Source organism: Brevibacillus sp. JNUCC-41 (assembly GCF_014844095.1).
GTDB classification, from domain to species: Bacteria; Bacillota; Bacilli; order Bacillales; family DSM-1321; genus Peribacillus; species Peribacillus aracenensis.
Genome location: NZ_CP062163.1, coordinates 2,394,682 through 2,412,180, shown reverse-complemented (window position 1 = coordinate 2,412,180; position 17,499 = coordinate 2,394,682). Strand labels below are relative to the sequence as shown.

Genomic DNA, 17,499 nt, shown 5'->3' with positions numbered 1-17,499 from the left:
CGCCACTCCACGCAACCGATAGGGACCCGACTTCATGATTTCTTGTCACAAAAGGATAATAGGGAACTTTCTTGTCGGCTAATCCGTATAAGTATAAAGACATAGTAAGGAGTGAATATATGTATTCAAAGATACAGCCACCAACCAAGAAAATTTCCAAAGAATCAGTGAAGGTTTGGCGGATGACTGAAGCCATTACCAATCTCATTATCCTCGCTGTCCTTGGCATCCTATTATTTATTGATGATTATTTCACTTGGAAAGAATGGATTGGATGGATTTTAAACGGACTTATCACATTATCTTTTTTTCATGCAATCTGGTCCATCTTCATTGAACCGATCTTGTTGCAAAAGTATTGGCGTTACGACGTGAACGAAGAATTCATTCAAACAAAACGTGGAGCCTGGAGTGAAACGCATGAACTCATTCCGATGACGAAGGTCCAATCCGTAAAATTGAACCAAGGACCGTTTTTGCGAAAATATAACCTTTACTCCCTGAGCATTGGAACAATGGGGGACTCTCATGACATACCTGCCATCCCCGAGAAAGAGGCTTATGAATTACGAGATAAAATTGCACATTTCGCAAAAATTAAGGAAGTGGATTAATGATGGAAGAACATGCAAAACGATTACACCCTTTCAAAATCCCCTTCGAGTTTTGGAAATTGCTGAAAGGAAATGCGTTTTTCATCATCATGCTTTATGTCCTGAACTTCGGTTCTGAAAAGATGTATATGAAGGTACTTCAAATCGGTTTTCTAGTTTATTTGATTTGGAAAGTCATTTCCATCATCCTAAAATGGTATACGTATACATACCAAATCAAAGAAGGAACCATATATATTACTTCAGGCCTTATCTCGAAGTCGTATCGAACGATCCCTCTTCATAAGGTACAGAATGTTCAGCAACGCACGACGTTATTTCATAAAATTTTCAGTTTAACCTCTATAACATTCGAAACGGGGATGACTGGTAATCAGGGTACCGTACCTTTTGAGGTGATTTCCCGAAAAGAGGCCGAACGGCTGGAGGGGGAATATGCTTCAAAACAGGAAATTACGGTTATCGAAGTGGAAATTCCCGAAGAGCATATAACAGAACCAATCAATGGGAAAACGATCCATTTCACACCAACCAAACAAGATGTGCTGAAAGCTTCCTTTACATCACTCAGCTTCCTGGCTCTTATCCCGATATTGGCTACGTTATATAATACACTCGATGATTTTATCAATTTGGAGAATGCCGAAGGGTTTCTTGCCAAGTTATTGGATACGTGGTGGATCATAACCATCGTTCTTGCAGGCCTCATATGTGTCGCCGTCGCCTTCGGAATCGTTTCCACTTTCGTCAAATATGGAAAATATGAAATTTCATCCGATCACGAGCGTATATATATCAAGAAAGGTGTATTGGATGAATCCGCTTTTTCCATTCAGAAAGAAAAAGTACAAGCTGTAGAAATCACCCAATCCATCATTAAAAGATTGCTAGGCTTGGCAGAAGTGAAATTGGTCAGTGCAGGAAATACGGGCGATGAAGAGCTGGAAACGAATACACTCTATCCTTTTTTATCAATTGAACGGGCATATGGGATGGTAGAAGAGATTTTACCCGCTTACAAAGTGGAACAGTCAATGAAGCCCCTATCGAAACAGGCCTTCAAGATTCGAATGCTGCGGCCCAGCTTTTTCTGGATTCTCACAACATTGGCGATTTATTATTTTAAACCCTCCCTATGGTATATCTCGCTGATTTTACTCGTCCTCATTTATTCATTGAGAATAATGGATTACAAAAATAGCCGTTACTTGTTAAATGATGAGTTCATTCAGTTCAAATCCGGAAGTTTGGAAACATCACTATTCATTACCAAAAGAAGCAAGGTCATTCAAATTGAGGTGGAACGTACAAAGTTGCAAAAGCTTTTCGGTCTTGCCACAATTGAAACGATCAACCGCTCCAAGCCGGTACACCATACTAAGCTCCAAGATGTATCCGTTGATTATGCAGACGAGTTTTACACATGGTATATGGGCAGGACAAAAAATATCCAAGTCGAATAGCAATGAATGAATAAAAGAGTTGACCGTGGCGGTCAGCTCTTTTTTTATCTACTTTATCCCCCCTCTCAGACCTAGAATATTTGTAAGCCCACTCAAGTCAAAACTAATATTGGGAATTTTCTAACTTGAAACTTCAAAAAAGTCAAAGCAGACCGAAATATCTTATAGAACCTAAATCAATTTGAGGAATATAAGGAGAATTGTCCAAAATGAAAAGACTGACAGACTGGTATTTTAATTCGCTAAAAAAACAAATTTTGATCCCTTTTTTAGCTTTGATCATGATAAGCGGAATGGCCATCTCTTATATGAGCTATAAAAATAGTATCGAGTTGACGACTCAAGAACTTACCGGAACGACGGAAGAACAAGTCAAGTCAATGAACGATTCTTTCGAAATCTTCTTTCAAAAAACGGAAAATCAATTGGATAGGATCGGTAAGTACCCTATCATGGGTACTTATGATAAGAATCCCGAATCGATAATGGATGAATTTTCCCATACACAGTCAAGCAGCTCTGAAATAAATGGTTTATACCTTGGCACAGAGAAAGACGGAAAAACATTGATATTCCCAAAAGCTGAATTGCCGACTGACTTTGATCCAAGACAAAGGGATTGGTATCAATCGGCTCTGAAACAAAAAAACAAGACCATTTGGACGGAACCTTATACGGATCAGGCGACGAATGCACTGGTCATTACGGCAGCAAAAGCAATATATGATGATCGTGACGAATTAATAGGCGTGATTGGTGTCGACATCTCGATTGATACATTGATCACGATGGTCAATCAAACTAAATTCGGTGAAACGGGCTATACGGTTTTGCTGGATAAGAAAGGGGCATTCGTTACACATCCAGACAAGGAAAAAATCCAACAAGATATATCAAAGGAAAATATGTTCAGAAAAATGAAAAGTGCATCCGGTTCAATGATCGAGGAATACGAAGGGCAAAGCCGGATCATCGGATACGCCACCAATCCGACAACTGGATGGAGAATAACAGGGGTAATGGATGAAAATGAAGTGAAAGTCCGTGCAAGCCCGATGGTAATCGATAATATCATCACACTGCTGATCGTCTTTACTGTCACTGCACTGTCTGCCATCTTCATCACCCGTTCGCTAACGAATCCCATAAAAAAGCTGCAGGAATCCATACGGAAAATGGCTGAAGGCGATTTCACAACCAATAATTCCATTTCCAGGAAAGACGAGATTGGGCAACTTGCAGAAGACACCAACTTAATGACCAGGAATATGAGCCATATGTTAGGCGTTGTCAACAACCTTTCCGATAAAGTATCGGAATCCTCCATGACGCTAGTGGCTAGTGCAGATGAAAATTCAGCGGCGGCTAACGAGGTGGCCATGACGATGGAACAAATAGCGGCCGGTGCCATAGACCAAATTGAAGTCGGGCAGAATAACGAAATGGCTGTAAAGCTATTGGCTGATAAAATCCATGATCTTGAATCGCAAGCGAGCAAAATGGCCACGGAATCCGAAAATATGTTCAAGGCTTCCGAAGACGGAATCACTCAAGTGCAAGGCCTAAAACAGCAATTCAATGAAACATCCCTGATTTCCAGTAAGATGAGTACGGCAGTCAAATCATTGGATGCACGCTCCAATGATATTAGTGCAATCGTAAAGACCATAAGCGGGATTGCAGGACAAACGAATTTACTCGCCCTGAATGCCGCCATCGAAGCAGCCAGGGCCGGTGAGCACGGAAAGGGGTTTGCAGTTGTAGCCGATGAAGTGAAGAAATTGGCCCAACAGACGGAAAACTCACTGAAAGAAATCTCTGAAATCATTCAAGCCATGCAAACCGATACAACCAATACCGTTCATTTGATTGATCAAGTCAATCAAAAAATCCATCTTCAGGATACTTCTGTATCGGATACGGAAAATGCCTTCAGTCACATTGCATCCATTATAGCGAACACATTCAGCAATTTCGACGAAATAAAAAAGATGATGAACGATATGGTAAAAGAGGTCACACGAATGGCGAGCAATGCAGAAAGCTTAAATTCGATCAGTCAGGAAACTGCAGCAGGAACTGAAGAAGTATCAGCTTCCGTAGAACAAACGAATGCTTCCATGGAACAATTAAATGCCCTGGCTAGTGAGTTGGATGCCCTATCCCAGGAAATGCACAAAGAAATAAAGAAATTCACATTCTAATCAAAAAAAGGGACGGATCCTAAGGGATCCGTCCTTTTTTACCTTACGATTCATAGGGTTCTTCTACTGTTCGTAAGCGTTTCATCCGTTTCAGTTATTCCTGAGTAAGAAGAACTGGATTTTCTTGCATTCGAATCGACCAACACAAGCAGCTTGCCACTCTTTACATCCGCTTCATATCGATTAGCTTCGTCTTCAGGTATACCCATTCCGATTAATGTACCGGCCAATCCTCCGGTACCAGCACCTACTGCCGCTCCGGCTAATGTTGCAGCAAGCGGTCCAGCTGCCAGTACCGGTCCGATTCCTGGAATCGCCAATGCACCCACACCAGCCAATAATCCGGCAGTACCGCCCAAAATACCTCCGGTCGCCGCACCAGCTGCGAGCCCCTCCTCAACCTTTGTACCCGTTTCTTCATTCACTGTATTTAATTCTTCTTTATCTTTAGCTACCACCGAAATATCTTCACGATCATACCCTTGGGCCTGTAATGACTCAACAGCCTTTATGGCTTCTTCTCCAGTTTCATATACACCAATTATACGTTTATCCATATCTATCATCCTCCTTAAAGAATGTAAATTGTCGCTCACCCTTTACATACCCCTGGGGATGAAAAGGCTAAACGTTATTTAACAGAAAAATATTTTTGAGTTAACCCTTACTTAGAAAGGGTATATATAATAATAATATGCAAATTTTTAGGGGGTTTTCTTTTTGCTCATCGAGTTACTTAAAGATTTAGTATCTATTGACAGTTCAACGAAAGAAGGAGCTAACCAAGCAGTTGATTACTGTGCGGACTGGCTTAAAAAACAAGGTATTACTGTGAATGTGATCGTAAATAACGGTTATAAAATGCTTGTTAGCGAAATTGGCAGCGGAGAAAAAACGGTAATTTGGAATGGCCATGTCGATGTTGTCAGCGGAACGCCGGATCAATTTTTCCCTGAGGTTCATGAAGGAAACTTATATGGACGCGGGACAGCCGATATGAAAGCTGGAGTTGCAGGGATGATGTGTGCATTTATCGAACTGAAAGATAAGGACTTAGGTTTGAAAATCCAGCTACAGATCGTATCGGATGAAGAGATTGGCGGGTTGAATTGTTCCGGATATTTAGCGAAACATGGTTATAGAGGGGACTTTGTAATCTGTGCTGAACCTACGCAATTGGGAATCGGACTCCAGGCAAAGGGTGCCCTTCGTCTCGATATTGAAGTATCCGGCAAATCTGCACACGGAAGCCGTCCATGGGAAGGCGTGAATGCAATTGAAAAGGCCTATGATCTCTATCAAAAAATAAAGGAACTTCCTTTCACCAGGGATCACACCCCCCTTTACGATTCCCCTTCACTTAACCTAGCAAAAATTAAAGGCGGGGATGTTTATAATAAGGTACCGGATGCCTGTTTGCTAAGCCTTGATATACGCTACCTTCCTACGCAAACAATGGAAGATATCATTGCTCAGATCGAAAGTGTGACAGGAAATAATGTCCACCTTAATATGTACAGTAAACCTGTAAAAACCGAAGAGTCAGACCCATTCATCGCTATGCTCCGCCCGATAATCGAAAGCAACACCAAGCAGGATGCTGTCATTTTTGGGCAGCACGGATCCGCAGATACCGTGTTTTTTGCGGCATATGATATCCCCGCCATTGAATTCGGTCCGAAAGGTGAGAACTGGCATGGAGATAGGGAATGCGTCAACCTTGAATCAGTGGCAGTCTATCAAAAAATGCTAGTCGATTTCGCTTCTGAATTTGTTTTAAATTAATCCAAAGCATGAAAAAAAGCCGGCATTACATAGATGTCGGATCCGTTTGTAGACAAAAGGAATTCAATTATAAAACACAGTTGATTGGAACGGAAGGTGCGAGACTCCTGCGGGAAAAGCGCGTTCAAGGGAGACCCCACAGGCGCAAAAGCGCCGAGGAGGCTCCCGGGCCGCCCGCGGAAAGCGAGTGCCTGGAATGGAAATCAACGTTCGGATTTTTACATACTCTCAAAAATACTGTAGCTTCATCGAGTTGTCTACAGTTTGAGCCGGCATCACATAGATGCGGGCTTTTTTCATGCTTCGAATATTCTTTCCTACTAAAATAAACCCCACTCAATCGTTCAATATTTCATAGCTTTTTTACAAAATATACAGGACTTTAAAACCAGGGAATAGATATCCATATTTCTCCTTATTAAACAGGATACGCCATAAAACCAACATTATTTACCAAAGATACGCTTATACTGACATAATAAATAATATATTTACATTCAATAGATAAGGCCTTTCGCCCTAGTTTATATTACATTTATTTATCAAAGGAAACCTTTTTGTAACACAATTACTATTCCAGCGAAACATTGTTGTCATAAAGACCTGTTATTCTAAGTCTACGATTTAAAACAAAGGAGACTATTCATTTTGAAAAAAATACTACTTCCACTATTCACTGCTTTCTTTTTGGTATTTAGTTTTTCCGGAGTTTCATCGGCTGCTACTACTACATACAAAGTTAAAAGCGGCGACACACTATGGGGTATCGCCAATAAACATAATATAACAGTCAATCAACTCAAAAGTTGGAACAACCTGAAAAAAGATAACATCCATCCAAAACAAGTTTTAAAGGTCAAGAAAACATCGACATCTGCTAAACCTAAAGCTAAAACATCATCATCCAAGAAATATAAAACAATCACCGTGAAGGCAACAGCTTACACTGCAAACTGCAAAGGTTGCAGCGGTATTACAGCATCAGGTCTTAACTTAAAGAAAAACCCTAACGCAAAAGCCATCTCAGTTGACCCTAAGGTCATTCCACTAGGAACAAAAGTTCATGTAGAAGGATACGGGGATGCCATTGCGGCAGATAAAGGCGGCGCAATCAAAGGGAATAAAATTGACGTCTTCTACTCTTCTCACTCAAAAGCTATCAATTGGGGCAGAAAAACCGTTAAAGTAAAAATCTATAAATAATGATAAGTGCCAGCCTGAAACCAAATTCAGGCTGGTTTTTTGTTTTCCCCATTCTTACAAACACCTAAACAACCAGTTTCCCTTCAAACGGGAATATTTACTGAAATTTCAGTAAATGTTATGATTAGTACATCTTAATCAAAAGAGGGGTGTGCACATTGAATATTGTCATTATAGGGGCCGGGGCACTCGGCTCCTACTTTGGAGGCAGGCTGCAGCAGGCCGGGCAGCATGTTCAATACCTTGTCCGAAAAAACCGCGCCAAACAATTGAAAGAAAACGGCATCAGCATAACCAGCCCTCATGGAAACTACCAATTTAACGACCTTCATATCACAGAGAACGTAAATGATATTGAAAAGGTCGACCTTGTGATTCTCGCCGTAAAAGGCCAGCATCTGCAAGGCACCCTTACAGATTTAAAGGTCCTTGTCGAAAAAGGCGCAAAGGTCCTCCCGCTTTTGAACGGGTTGGAACATTTATCCATTTTGCAGGACGAACTGGGCGATGAAGCCGTCTTGGGAGGAAGTGCCTTCATCATCGCCACTCTTGATGAAAAAGGTCATGTCATTCACTCCAATGATAATCACGATTTAATCTATGGCCCGCTTCATCCGTCACAAGAAAAGATTTGTGATGAATTCGAGCAGGCAGCCGGATCAGCTATCATGAAGACTGGCAGAACGGAAAACATATTGATCAGGATGTGGATCAAATACATGTTCATCACCGCTTTCTCCGGTGTGACAACCGCCTCCAACCTCCCTATCGGCACGATTCGGAGATTCCCTGAAACCAATGGATTGCTGGAAAAGGTCCTTGTTGAAATGAAGGAGCTTGCGAATGCCTATGGCGTCGGAATTACTGTGGAGAATATTGCACAGGCGTTGGAAAACATGGCAGGCTTACCTGATGAATCCACCTCTTCCATGCACCAGGACCGCCGGAAGGGCCTAACCCTAGAAGTGGAACATTTACAGGGCGGTGCACTGCGCCTTGCCGACAAGGCCGGATTGAAACTTCCTGTGATCGGAACCCTTTATGCACTCATAAAACCATTCGAAAATTGATTTTTCCTAATACCGGAACCCCACCGGTATTTTTTTATTGCAGTCTATCAATCTATCATGACCCCTAATCCCATGACCAAAAAGAACAAAAAGAAAACAATATCACCAAAAGAATATTCTGATTCTTCCTTCTGTTACACTATAACCAAGTTAAGAAAGCGCTATCATATAACAAAGGAGAATGCACCTTGAAAATATTAAAAAATCTTACAGTTCAGGTCATCATCGGTATCATTCTGGGTATAACAGTCGGTTTCTTCTTCCCTGCTTTCGGTGAACAGCTGAAGATATTAGCTGATTTATTTATTAAAATGATTAAAATGGTCATTGCACCAATCATCTTCTTAACCGTCGTAATCGGAATTGGCGGCATGGGTGATATGAAAAAGGTTGGCCGCATCGGCGGAAAGGCACTGCTCTATTTTGAAATCGTTACCACTTTCGCACTTGCCATCGGAATCATCGTCGTCAATCTTCTGGGACCTGGTAAAGGCTTTAACATCGATTCAGTCGAGGGCGGAGATGTATCACAATATACAACAGCCGCTTCCGAAACGGAACATGGCGCCCTTGCTTTCATTTCTAATATCATTCCTGATAATGCCGTTGCCGCACTTGCTGGCGGAGACTTACTCCCTATTCTATTCTTTGCCGTATTATTCGGATTATCAATGGCGGCAATGGGACCGAGAGTGCAGCCAGTCGTTTCTTTCTTTCAGCATATTGCCGATATTTTCTTCGGCATCGTCAGCATGATCATGAAAGTATCCCCATTGGCGGCTTTTGGAGCAATGGCTTATACAATCGGTAAGTTTGGCCTTGGTTCTCTAAGCTCTTTAGGACAATTAATGGGTAGTGTATATATCACAATGGCACTATTCATCGTTCTTATCCTTGGCTCGATCGCAAAAATCTACGGCTTTAATATTTTCAAGTTCATAGCCTATTTAAAAGAAGAAATCCTCTTAGTTTTAGGAACATCTTCGTCGGAATCCGCTCTACCAAGCGTGATGAAAAAACTCGAAAAATACGGTTGCTCAAAATCGGTAGTCGGTTTAGTTGTCCCAACGGGTTATTCTTTCAACCTTGATGGCACATCCATCTACTTATCCATGGCAGCGATTTTCATCGCCCAAGCCTATGGTGTCGATTTAAGCATCTGGCAGGAATTGACCCTTCTAGGAATCTTGATGTTAACATCCAAAGGAGCTGCCGGTGTAACGGGATCCGGTTTCATTACACTTGCTGCAACCTTAGCTGCCTTCCCAATGATTCCAGTTGAAGGAATGGCATTACTGCTGGGAGTCGACCGCTTCATGTCTGAAGCACGCGCCATCACTAATCTAATCGGTAACAGTGTTGCTACAGTGGTCATTTCTAAATCGGAAGGTGAATTCAATTCTAATCAAGCCATCTCAGGTGATCTGCATGAAGTGGCCGTCTCATCGGAAAAATAAGCGAATCTTGAATGAAGAGGTGTGCAACTTGCACCTCTTTTTTTATGTCTTGCTCCCTTTCTATCAATGAATAGCCGATTTTCTATAAATAGCCAATCAAATAAATTTCAGAATTACTGAAAAGTGTTTATACTTTTATATAAAGGTAAAAGTATATAGTTAAAAGTTTTAGTAGTTTGATGGATTTAACCAATTAGGAGGTTTTATCATGAAGGATTACGGATTATTTATTAACGGTGAGTGGTCGGATTTTGGATTGGATAAAATTGAAGTGAGAAACCCGGCAACAGATGAAGTTGTTGCCACCGTTCCTAAAGGCGGTGCAACTGAAGCGGCGAAGGCTGCAGATGCCGCATATGAAGCCTTTACGGGCTGGGCTGCACTCTCGGTCTATGAACGTGCTGAACTTATTTGGAAATGGCATCGATTGATTGATGATAATAAAGAAGAACTAGCCAAAATCATGACTGAAGAGCAAGGCAAGCCTCTTAAAGAGGCTCTTGGTGAAATGACATATGCAAATGGCTTTTTATCTTGGTTTGCCGAAGAAGGAAAACGGGTGTATGGCGAAACGATTCCTGCTTCCGTATCCAATAAGCGGCTTTTCGTGACAAAACAACCTGTCGGAGTTGTAGCTGTCATTACGCCTTGGAACTTTCCTGCAGCCATGATTACAAGAAAAGTTGCACCGGCGCTTGCAGTCGGCTGCACAGTCGTCATTAAACCGGCAAACCTGACTCCCATAACAGCTCTAAAAATGGCTGAATTGGCTGAAGAAGCTGGCATTCCAAAAGGAGTCATCAATGTCGTGACAGGAAAATCATCAGAAATCGGCGAAACTTGGCTTCAAGATACAAGGGTTCGTAAATTGACGTTCACCGGTTCTACAGAAGTCGGTAAAACCCTTATGAGAGGTTCAGCTGAAACGGTAAAGAAAATCTCGCTTGAACTTGGGGGTCACGCACCCGCAATCGTTCTTGAGGATGCCGACCTTAATAAAGCGGTTGATGGCATCATCAGTTCGAAATTCCGTAATGCAGGACAAACATGCGTCTGTTCAAATCGCATTTATGTCCACGAAGCCATTCAAGAAGCCTTCATCAAAAAGCTCGTTGCCAAGGTCAAAGAACTAAAGGTAGGAAATGGACTGGAGGATGGCGTCGATATCGGTCCGCTTATCGATCAAAATGCAGTTGATAAGGTTCAAAAACAAATTGATGAAGCAATCAGCAGCGGTGCTAAGCTCGAAGCTGGCGGTAAATCAATAAGCGGCCTTTTTCTTGAACCAACCGTACTATCCAACATTGATGACAGCATGCTCTGCATGAATGAAGAAACATTTGGTCCTTTAGCTCCAATCGCCTCCTTTAAGACTGATGAAGAGGCAATCAAAAGGGCAAATGACTCCATCTTCGGTTTGGCAGCTTACGTCTTCACTGAAAATATCACCAAGGGCATCAAATTCACCGAGGCACTTGAATTCGGTATTGTTGGCTTGAACGATGGACTTCCTTCAGTTCCGCAAGCTCCATTTGGCGGATTCAAACAAAGCGGGCTCGGCCGCGAAGGTGGACATCAAGGCATCGAAGAATTCCTGGAAGTAAAATATATTTCCTTAGGTTTGTAACCTATTTAGGCACTTTTGCTCCTTCACTAAGAAAACGGGCCCGACTTAATTGAGTCGGGCCCGTTTTTTCATTCCAATATATCTTCTTCAAGCTTTTCCTCTTTTCGGATCCTGATGAATTTTACGATATTCAATACAATCGTTTTAACAACGGAATAAGTCGGAACGGCCAAAATCATACCGATGATACCAGCAATGTTTCCGGCGACGAGCAAAAGGATGATGATGGTTAGCGGATGAGTGTTCAATTTCTTCCCGATGACTAACGGCGAAATGACATTACCATCCAGTTGCTGAATGACCGTTACAACAAGAATGACCAATAACGCTTCGGTCGGTGAATGAATCAACGCCACAATGACCGCAGGAGCTGCTCCGATAAACGGACCTACATATGGAATGATATTGGTTACCGCACCAATCAGCGCAAATAAGAACGCGTAAGGCAAACCAATGATTAAATATCCAATGAACGTTCCAATTCCGACAAACATGCAAACTAGCATCTGTCCTTGAATATAAGTAGCAAGCGTCTCTCCCGTTTCCTTAAGTACCGTTAAAGCTGGTTTTCTATAGCGAACGGGTACGAATTTCATAATGGCAGCCGGAAGCTTATCTCCATCCTTCAACATATAAAACAGAATGAAAGGAACCGTTACGACCACTAACGTAATATTCGTCACTACACTGAAAACCGAAGACAAACTATTAGTTATATTACTCGGTAAATTCGTCAAATATTTTTGAAGCGAATCTCCTACTTCTTGCAAAGGAACATAATCTTGTTCCACCGTCCACAAAAACCATTTTGACTCAGCTGAGTCTTCAATGAACTTTCTTACTTGATTGAAATAATCCGGGAGGTTATTGACTAAATCCGTAACCTGTTTGGACAGTGACGGGCCAACCAGACCGACCAGCAAACTAATCAATCCCAGGAAAAATACATATAGCAATAATATCGATAATCCCCTAGGCACCCTTCTTTTAACCAGGAAATCAACAGTGGGGTTGAACAAAAAGTAGAGAAAACCTGAAATCAAGATTGGAAAGAACAATGTAGATGTAAAGATGACTATCGGTTCAAAAAGAAAAGAAATCTTAGTACCAACATAAAAAAGTAAAGACAATAGTAATAACTCTAACGTCCAAAAATGTAATTTTGTCTTGAACAAATTATCTCCTCCACTATAACCATTCTATTTAACTCCCTATTTCTAAGGAAACAACATCATAAATACGAAAAATCCTATGTATGATAATCTCTCATTGTTAGCAGTTTACCATATTTCCATAACTTGAATGAATAATTATATACAAAAATAAAAGAAATAGCCTAAAGATACAGTTCCCTATCATTTTGATGGTTAAGCTTCATTTTAAAATATTCTATTTCCAGCGGTGCCGAAAGGTTCATGTGTTTATTATCACCAATAAGGGATACGGACCCAAATAAAAAAACCCCGCTGTATTGGCGGGGTGGTTTTCTGTTTTATTTTTGATCTTGTAGTACTGCTTCAAGCATCGTACCATTTTTAGCTAGGTTTGTATGCCATGAAAATGCTTTTTCAAGAATGTGTGGAGTTTGATGCCCGCCAGTTTGCGCAACAGCTTCAGTGAAGTACGCACGAAGCTGTGGACGGTAGTCAGGATGCGCACAGTTTTCTATGATTAACTCTACGCGCTCTTTTGGTGCCAAACCACGTAAATCAGCGATCCCTTGCTCTGTCACTAATACATCCACATCATGTTCAGTATGATCCACATGTGAAACAAAAGGAACGATACTAGAAATTTTGCCGCCTTTCGCATATGATTTCGTTACGAAAATGCCTAGGCGTGAGTTACGGGCAAAATCTCCCGATCCACCGATTCCATTCATCATTCTTGTCCCAGAAACATGTGTCGAGTTCACGTTACCATAGATATCACACTCTAACGCTGTATTGATTGAAATCAAGCCAAGGCGACGGATGATTTCAGGATGGTTAGATATTTCTTGTGGACGAAGAACTAGTTTATCACGGTATTTTTCAAGCTCACCGTAAACTTGTTTACCTTTTTCTTCAGCTAATGTAATCGAACACCCTGAAGCGAATTTAACTTTTCCAGCATCGATCAAATCAAACACCGCATCTTGCAGCACTTCTGAATATACTTCCAAATCTTTAAATTCAGAATCAAGGAAGCCAGCGAATACTGCATTTGCAACTGAACCTACTCCCGACTGAAGCGGAGCAAGGCTTTCAGTTAAACGGCCTGCCTTGATTTCTTCACGAAGGAAGTTAATAAGGTGGTTGGCGATTGTTGCAGTTTCTTCATCCGGCGGCACGATTGTAGAAGGTGCATCAAGATCTGTGGAAACGACGATTCCCATTACTTTTTCAGGATCAACCGCAATACCGATCGATCCAAGGCGATCACTCGCTTTAGTCATAGGAATCGGTTCGCGTTCTCCTTGTTTTGCTGGTGTATATATATCATGCATCCCTTCCAATCCTTCTGGATGGGACACGTTCAATTCAATGATTACATGTTTAGCTTCTTGAACGAATATGGCTGAGTTTCCTACAGAAGTCGTCGGGATGATTAATCCATCTTCCGTAATCGCCAATGCTTCGATGATTGCAAAATCTATAGGCCCGACAATGCCTTGACGAACTTGTTCAGCTGTATGAGATAAATGCTGATCTACATAAGTGACTTCATCAGCATTGATTTTATTGCGAATACCTTTATCCGCTTGGAACGGCAAACGTTTGTTTATGATACCCGCTTCCGCCATATGTTGGTCGACTTCCGGCCCTAATGAGGCACCTGTAAATACGTCAACTTTGAATTTTTCAGTTTTAGCTCTTTCAACTAGAGCCATCGGAATAACTTTAGCATCTCCAGCACGAGTAAAACCACTCATACCGAGTTTCATCCCATCTTTAATCCATGAAGCTGCCTCTTCCGCTGTAACTACTTTCCCCTTAAACTGTTCGTTGCGAATTTTTTTGAAAACGCTTTCGTTCATACAAAAGACCCCCATTTTTCGCTTTTCTTACACTTAATTTTATCAATCCTGTGTAATCATCACATTCGATTCTGAATGAAAAGCCTTAAATAGAGCATAAACCAGCATTTTTTTTACATAAAGGAGAATCACTAAAATCCCAAAGCCCTTCTAAATTGACTTGCATATGTTTGACTGACCTGGATTTTGGAATGGTCTTTCATTATGAGTAAAAATGTAGAATGAAAATCAGGAAGGATCTCCTGTATATAGTTGATATTGACGATGTACGAACGATGCACACGAATGAATAAATCACTAGGTAAAATGAATTCCAATTCACTTAAGTTCATTTTATGAAATCCACTCACACGTTCGGACTGAATCTTAGTTTTCCTATTTTGAGCTTCCAAATACATAATTTCATCATATGGAAGCGGTATCCAGCGGTCATCTGTTTTAATGGTCAAGAATGATGTCGGTAAAATTAATGGCTTTGACGGCAAAATGGCCGTTACCGCCCCTAAAGGATTGTCCTCGTCCATGATAGGAACACTCAGCCCATAGTAAGGTACGCCAAATACATTACTTTCCACTTGCACCCCTATTTTTTTTCGAACACTCAACGCTTTATATGTCGCCGTTTTTTCACTGATTAAATCACCCGGTTTTATTCTTAAGTCAACTTGTTTGCTCGGTTGATAATAAATGTATTTTTCAGAATCAGCCACAGAAATTGAAGCATCCTTCGGTACAAACTCCCTGATGATATTCAAAACGGATTCGACCGTAAATTGATCCATTTCCTTTCACCTCTTAAAAGAACATATTAATAATTTCCCTATTTATTAAACAGGGCATTCATGAAATAATTCATCGTTTTCTGGAAAACTTACATTTTTTTGAATTTGGTTTTCGTAAAATAAAGAAATATGGAAGTAACTAAGCGAATAACGTCAAAAAAAGCAAAAAAATCGTATTTAAATTTATATCCTTATTCATTATAGTTGGAAAGCTCCCCGATTTCCATGGGGGATTCTAGAAAAAAGTTTCCTTTTACCTAACATTCATACTCCAAAGCCGAATTTGGCAACAAACGCATAAAAGAAGCCGCTCTCCCCATATTGGATAACGGCTGAAAGGTTATTTTTTTAAACGGGGATTTTGAAACGAGGATTTTATTCGAAGGGATAATATCTCTTCTAAGTTTTTCAATGGCAATTCCAATAAAAAGGATCGGTCATCAGGTTGATATACACCCTCTGAAATGAGCGTATTAACGATCTTCTGTTTTTTCGCATTAACAATTCGGACCAGTCTCCCCATTTTCAGCTCCCTTTCCTTAATCGACTGTATCCGGCATATTCGGCCGAATTAATCACAGCATCAGATGTCATTCTTTAACGCATCATGACCTTCTTTTCCGGTCCGGATATTCACAACATTCGCCAATTCATAAATGAAGATTTTACCGTCACCAGGCTTACCGGTACTCAAGAACTTCCTTGCTACATCCACAATATCCTGAACTGGCACCTCACACACGACGATTTCGATTTTCATCCTGTCATGCAATGACATTTCACGATTTCTGCCTCTATATGTTTCCACATAACTCTTCTGAAGACCCGTTCCTTTTACTTCCGAAACCGTCATTCCGCTCACCCCAATTTTTGCAAGTTCCGCTTTGAATTGTTCAAACTTGATAGGACGTGTAATGATTTCTATTTTCGTTAAAACCTCTGACATATGAGCCCCCCCTTTAAATTGATTCGTGATAAGCCTTTTCTCCATGAAGTGTAAGATCAAGCCCCATTGACTCATCTTCTTCACTGACACGCAACGGCACGAAAAGGTTAATGACTTTCGCAACGATATAAGTGACCACGGAAACGAAAATATATGTCGCGACGATCGCTACAAGCTGCTTCCACAACAAGTTGAAGTCACCATAGAATAAACCATTTGCCCCGCTTTCATTTACGGAAGTGGTCGCGAACAAACCTGTCGCGATGCCCCCCCATGTCCCACCGATCCCATGTAATCCGAATGCATCAAGTGCATCGTCGTAACCCATTCTATTCTTCAGAAAGAATACGCCCCAGAAACATACGGCACCGCCGACGACACCGATGATGATGGAAGAGGCAGTGGTTACGAATCCACAAGCAGGTGTAATGGCTACCAAGCCTGAAATAGCTCCGGATACCGCACCCAGCAATGTTGCCTTTTTATTAGCCATATACTCAACGATCAGCCAGCCAATGATACCAGCCGCCGCTGCAACTGCTGTATTAACGAATACATTCATCGCCACTTCATTGATTGTCAATGTACTTCCGACGTTGAAGCCGTACCACCCGAACCAAATTAATGAACCTCCAAGGAAAGTTAAAGGAAGATTATGTGGTGCACTATCACCCGACTCTTTTCTTTTACCTAACATGACCGCCAAAACCAGACCCGCAACCCCTGAAGAAATATGGACGACGTTTCCTCCTGCAAAGTCAAGTGCACCCAATTCCGCTAACCAGCCGCCTCCCCAAACCCAGTGTGCAACAGGAGCGTATACTAATAAAGACCAAAGGATCGTAAAAATCAGGAATGCTGAAAACTTCATCCGCTCGGCAATGCCACCTGCAATGATCGAGACTGTTAACACGGCAAAAGTCATTTGGAATAACATGAACAAACTATGAGGAATTGTTTCGCTGTATGGTCCAGGTGCAAAGCCTACATCCTTTAAGCCGACCCAGTCCAGACCGCCTAGAAATGCATTACCAGGTGAAAATGATAATGAATACCCAATCAGCACCCAAAGAATCGAAATGACAGCCAGTGGCATGTAACTATGCATTGCAGTATTCAGGACATTTTTACTCTTTACCATCCCTCCATAAAATAGTGCAATCCCTGGTGTCATTAGCCAAACCATCATCGTCGCCAAAAACATGAATACCGAATCCGCCATTTGCATACTGTTTTTTCCCCCTTTTTTTGTATATGTTATGTTTATTAACATTAACATGTTATATTTTTTATCATATACTCAGTTTTCTAAAAATTCAACCAAATTTT

At 41.3% G+C, this 17,499-nt stretch carries 14 protein-coding genes; 8 read left to right on the top strand and 6 right to left on the bottom strand.

The window, feature by feature from the left end; translation table 11 throughout:
- Positions 1-119 precede the first annotated feature (119 nt).
- The 3 genes from JNUCC41_RS11825 to JNUCC41_RS11815 all read left to right on the top strand — a co-directional run bounded on the left by JNUCC41_RS11825 (position 120) and on the right by JNUCC41_RS11815 (position 4,281).
- Positions 120-614 carry a PH domain-containing protein gene (locus JNUCC41_RS11825; RefSeq protein WP_192207739.1) on the top strand — a complete coding sequence of 165 codons (495 nt, stop codon included), beginning with the start codon at positions 120-122 and terminating at the stop codon, positions 612-614.
- On the top strand, positions 614-2,077 hold the full coding sequence (locus tag JNUCC41_RS11820; protein ID WP_192207738.1) for a PH domain-containing protein: 1,464 nt from the start codon (positions 614-616) through the stop codon (positions 2,075-2,077). The genes JNUCC41_RS11825 and JNUCC41_RS11820 overlap by 1 nt, the downstream gene beginning before the upstream one ends.
- A gap of 209 nt (positions 2,078-2,286) precedes the next feature.
- Positions 2,287-4,281: a methyl-accepting chemotaxis protein gene (locus tag JNUCC41_RS11815; protein ID WP_192207737.1), complete on the top strand. Its 1,995-nt coding sequence runs from the start codon at positions 2,287-2,289 to the stop codon at positions 4,279-4,281.
- 50 nt (positions 4,282-4,331) lie between these two features.
- On the opposite strand, the gene JNUCC41_RS11810 is transcribed toward JNUCC41_RS11815, so the two are convergent.
- A complete protein-coding gene (locus JNUCC41_RS11810) occupies positions 4,332-4,838 on the bottom strand; it encodes a general stress protein (protein WP_192207736.1) in 507 nt (168 codons plus the stop codon).
- A gap of 163 nt (positions 4,839-5,001) precedes the next feature.
- On the opposite strand from JNUCC41_RS11810, the gene JNUCC41_RS11805 reads away from it, so the two are divergent.
- The 5 genes from JNUCC41_RS11805 to JNUCC41_RS11785 all read left to right on the top strand — a co-directional run bounded on the left by JNUCC41_RS11805 (position 5,002) and on the right by JNUCC41_RS11785 (position 11,423).
- Entirely contained in the window at positions 5,002-6,066 is a 1,065-nt protein-coding gene (locus JNUCC41_RS11805) for a M20 family metallopeptidase (protein ID WP_192207735.1), read from the top strand.
- A 648-nt stretch (positions 6,067-6,714) separates the two neighbouring features.
- Complete coding sequence (locus JNUCC41_RS11800; protein WP_192207734.1) at positions 6,715-7,269, top strand: 3D domain-containing protein; 555 nt, start codon at positions 6,715-6,717, stop codon at positions 7,267-7,269.
- A 149-nt stretch (positions 7,270-7,418) separates the two neighbouring features.
- Positions 7,419-8,339, top strand: coding sequence for a ketopantoate reductase family protein (locus JNUCC41_RS11795; RefSeq protein ID WP_342615004.1), 921 nt, complete (start codon positions 7,419-7,421; stop codon positions 8,337-8,339).
- Positions 8,340-8,527: 188 nt separating this feature from the next.
- A complete protein-coding gene (locus JNUCC41_RS11790) occupies positions 8,528-9,796 on the top strand; it encodes a dicarboxylate/amino acid:cation symporter (RefSeq protein WP_192207732.1) in 1,269 nt (422 codons plus the stop codon).
- Positions 9,797-10,004: 208 nt separating this feature from the next.
- Complete coding sequence (locus JNUCC41_RS11785; RefSeq protein WP_192207731.1) at positions 10,005-11,423, top strand: NAD-dependent succinate-semialdehyde dehydrogenase; 1,419 nt, start codon at positions 10,005-10,007, stop codon at positions 11,421-11,423.
- A 68-nt stretch (positions 11,424-11,491) separates the two neighbouring features.
- Here the strand turns inward: JNUCC41_RS11785 and JNUCC41_RS11780 are convergent, their stop codons facing one another.
- The 5 genes from JNUCC41_RS11780 to JNUCC41_RS11760 form a co-directional block, all read right to left on the bottom strand.
- Positions 11,492-12,598 (bottom strand): AI-2E family transporter, encoded by a 1,107-nt coding sequence (locus tag JNUCC41_RS11780; RefSeq protein ID WP_192207730.1) that lies wholly within the window; start codon positions 12,596-12,598, stop codon positions 11,492-11,494.
- 317 nt (positions 12,599-12,915) lie between these two features.
- Complete coding sequence (locus JNUCC41_RS11775) at positions 12,916-14,442, bottom strand: succinyl-CoA:acetate CoA-transferase ScpC (RefSeq protein WP_192207729.1); 1,527 nt, start codon at positions 14,440-14,442, stop codon at positions 12,916-12,918.
- Positions 14,443-14,573: 131 nt separating this feature from the next.
- Positions 14,574-15,224 (bottom strand): LytTR family DNA-binding domain-containing protein, encoded by a 651-nt coding sequence (locus JNUCC41_RS11770; protein ID WP_192207728.1) that lies wholly within the window; start codon positions 15,222-15,224, stop codon positions 14,574-14,576.
- 583 nt (positions 15,225-15,807) lie between these two features.
- Positions 15,808-16,170: a P-II family nitrogen regulator gene (locus JNUCC41_RS11765; protein WP_192207727.1), complete on the bottom strand. Its 363-nt coding sequence runs from the start codon at positions 16,168-16,170 to the stop codon at positions 15,808-15,810.
- 13 nt (positions 16,171-16,183) lie between these two features.
- Positions 16,184-17,398, bottom strand: coding sequence for an ammonium transporter (locus JNUCC41_RS11760; protein WP_192207726.1), 1,215 nt, complete (start codon positions 17,396-17,398; stop codon positions 16,184-16,186).
- Between the last annotated feature and the right edge of the window lie 101 nt (positions 17,399-17,499).

Bases quoted from the DNA above. Each gene is read 5' to 3' on its own strand.
- JNUCC41_RS11825 (WP_192207739.1), top strand. From the start codon at position 120: ATGTATTCAAAGATACAGCCACCAACCAAGAAAATTTCCAAAGAATCA.
- JNUCC41_RS11820 (WP_192207738.1), top strand. From the start codon at position 614: ATGATGGAAGAACATGCAAAACGATTACACCCTTTCAAAATCCCCTTC.
- JNUCC41_RS11815 (WP_192207737.1), top strand. From the start codon at position 2,287: ATGAAAAGACTGACAGACTGGTATTTTAATTCGCTAAAAAAACAAATT.
- JNUCC41_RS11810 (WP_192207736.1), bottom strand. From the start codon at position 4,838: ATGGATAAACGTATAATTGGTGTATATGAAACTGGAGAAGAAGCCATA.
- JNUCC41_RS11785 (WP_192207731.1), top strand. From the start codon at position 10,005: ATGAAGGATTACGGATTATTTATTAACGGTGAGTGGTCGGATTTTGGA.
- JNUCC41_RS11775 (WP_192207729.1), bottom strand. From the start codon at position 14,442: ATGAACGAAAGCGTTTTCAAAAAAATTCGCAACGAACAGTTTAAGGGG.
- JNUCC41_RS11770 (WP_192207728.1), bottom strand. From the start codon at position 15,224: ATGGATCAATTTACGGTCGAATCCGTTTTGAATATCATCAGGGAGTTT.
- JNUCC41_RS11765 (WP_192207727.1), bottom strand. From the start codon at position 16,170: ATGTCAGAGGTTTTAACGAAAATAGAAATCATTACACGTCCTATCAAG.
- JNUCC41_RS11760 (WP_192207726.1), bottom strand. From the start codon at position 17,398: ATGCAAATGGCGGATTCGGTATTCATGTTTTTGGCGACGATGATGGTT.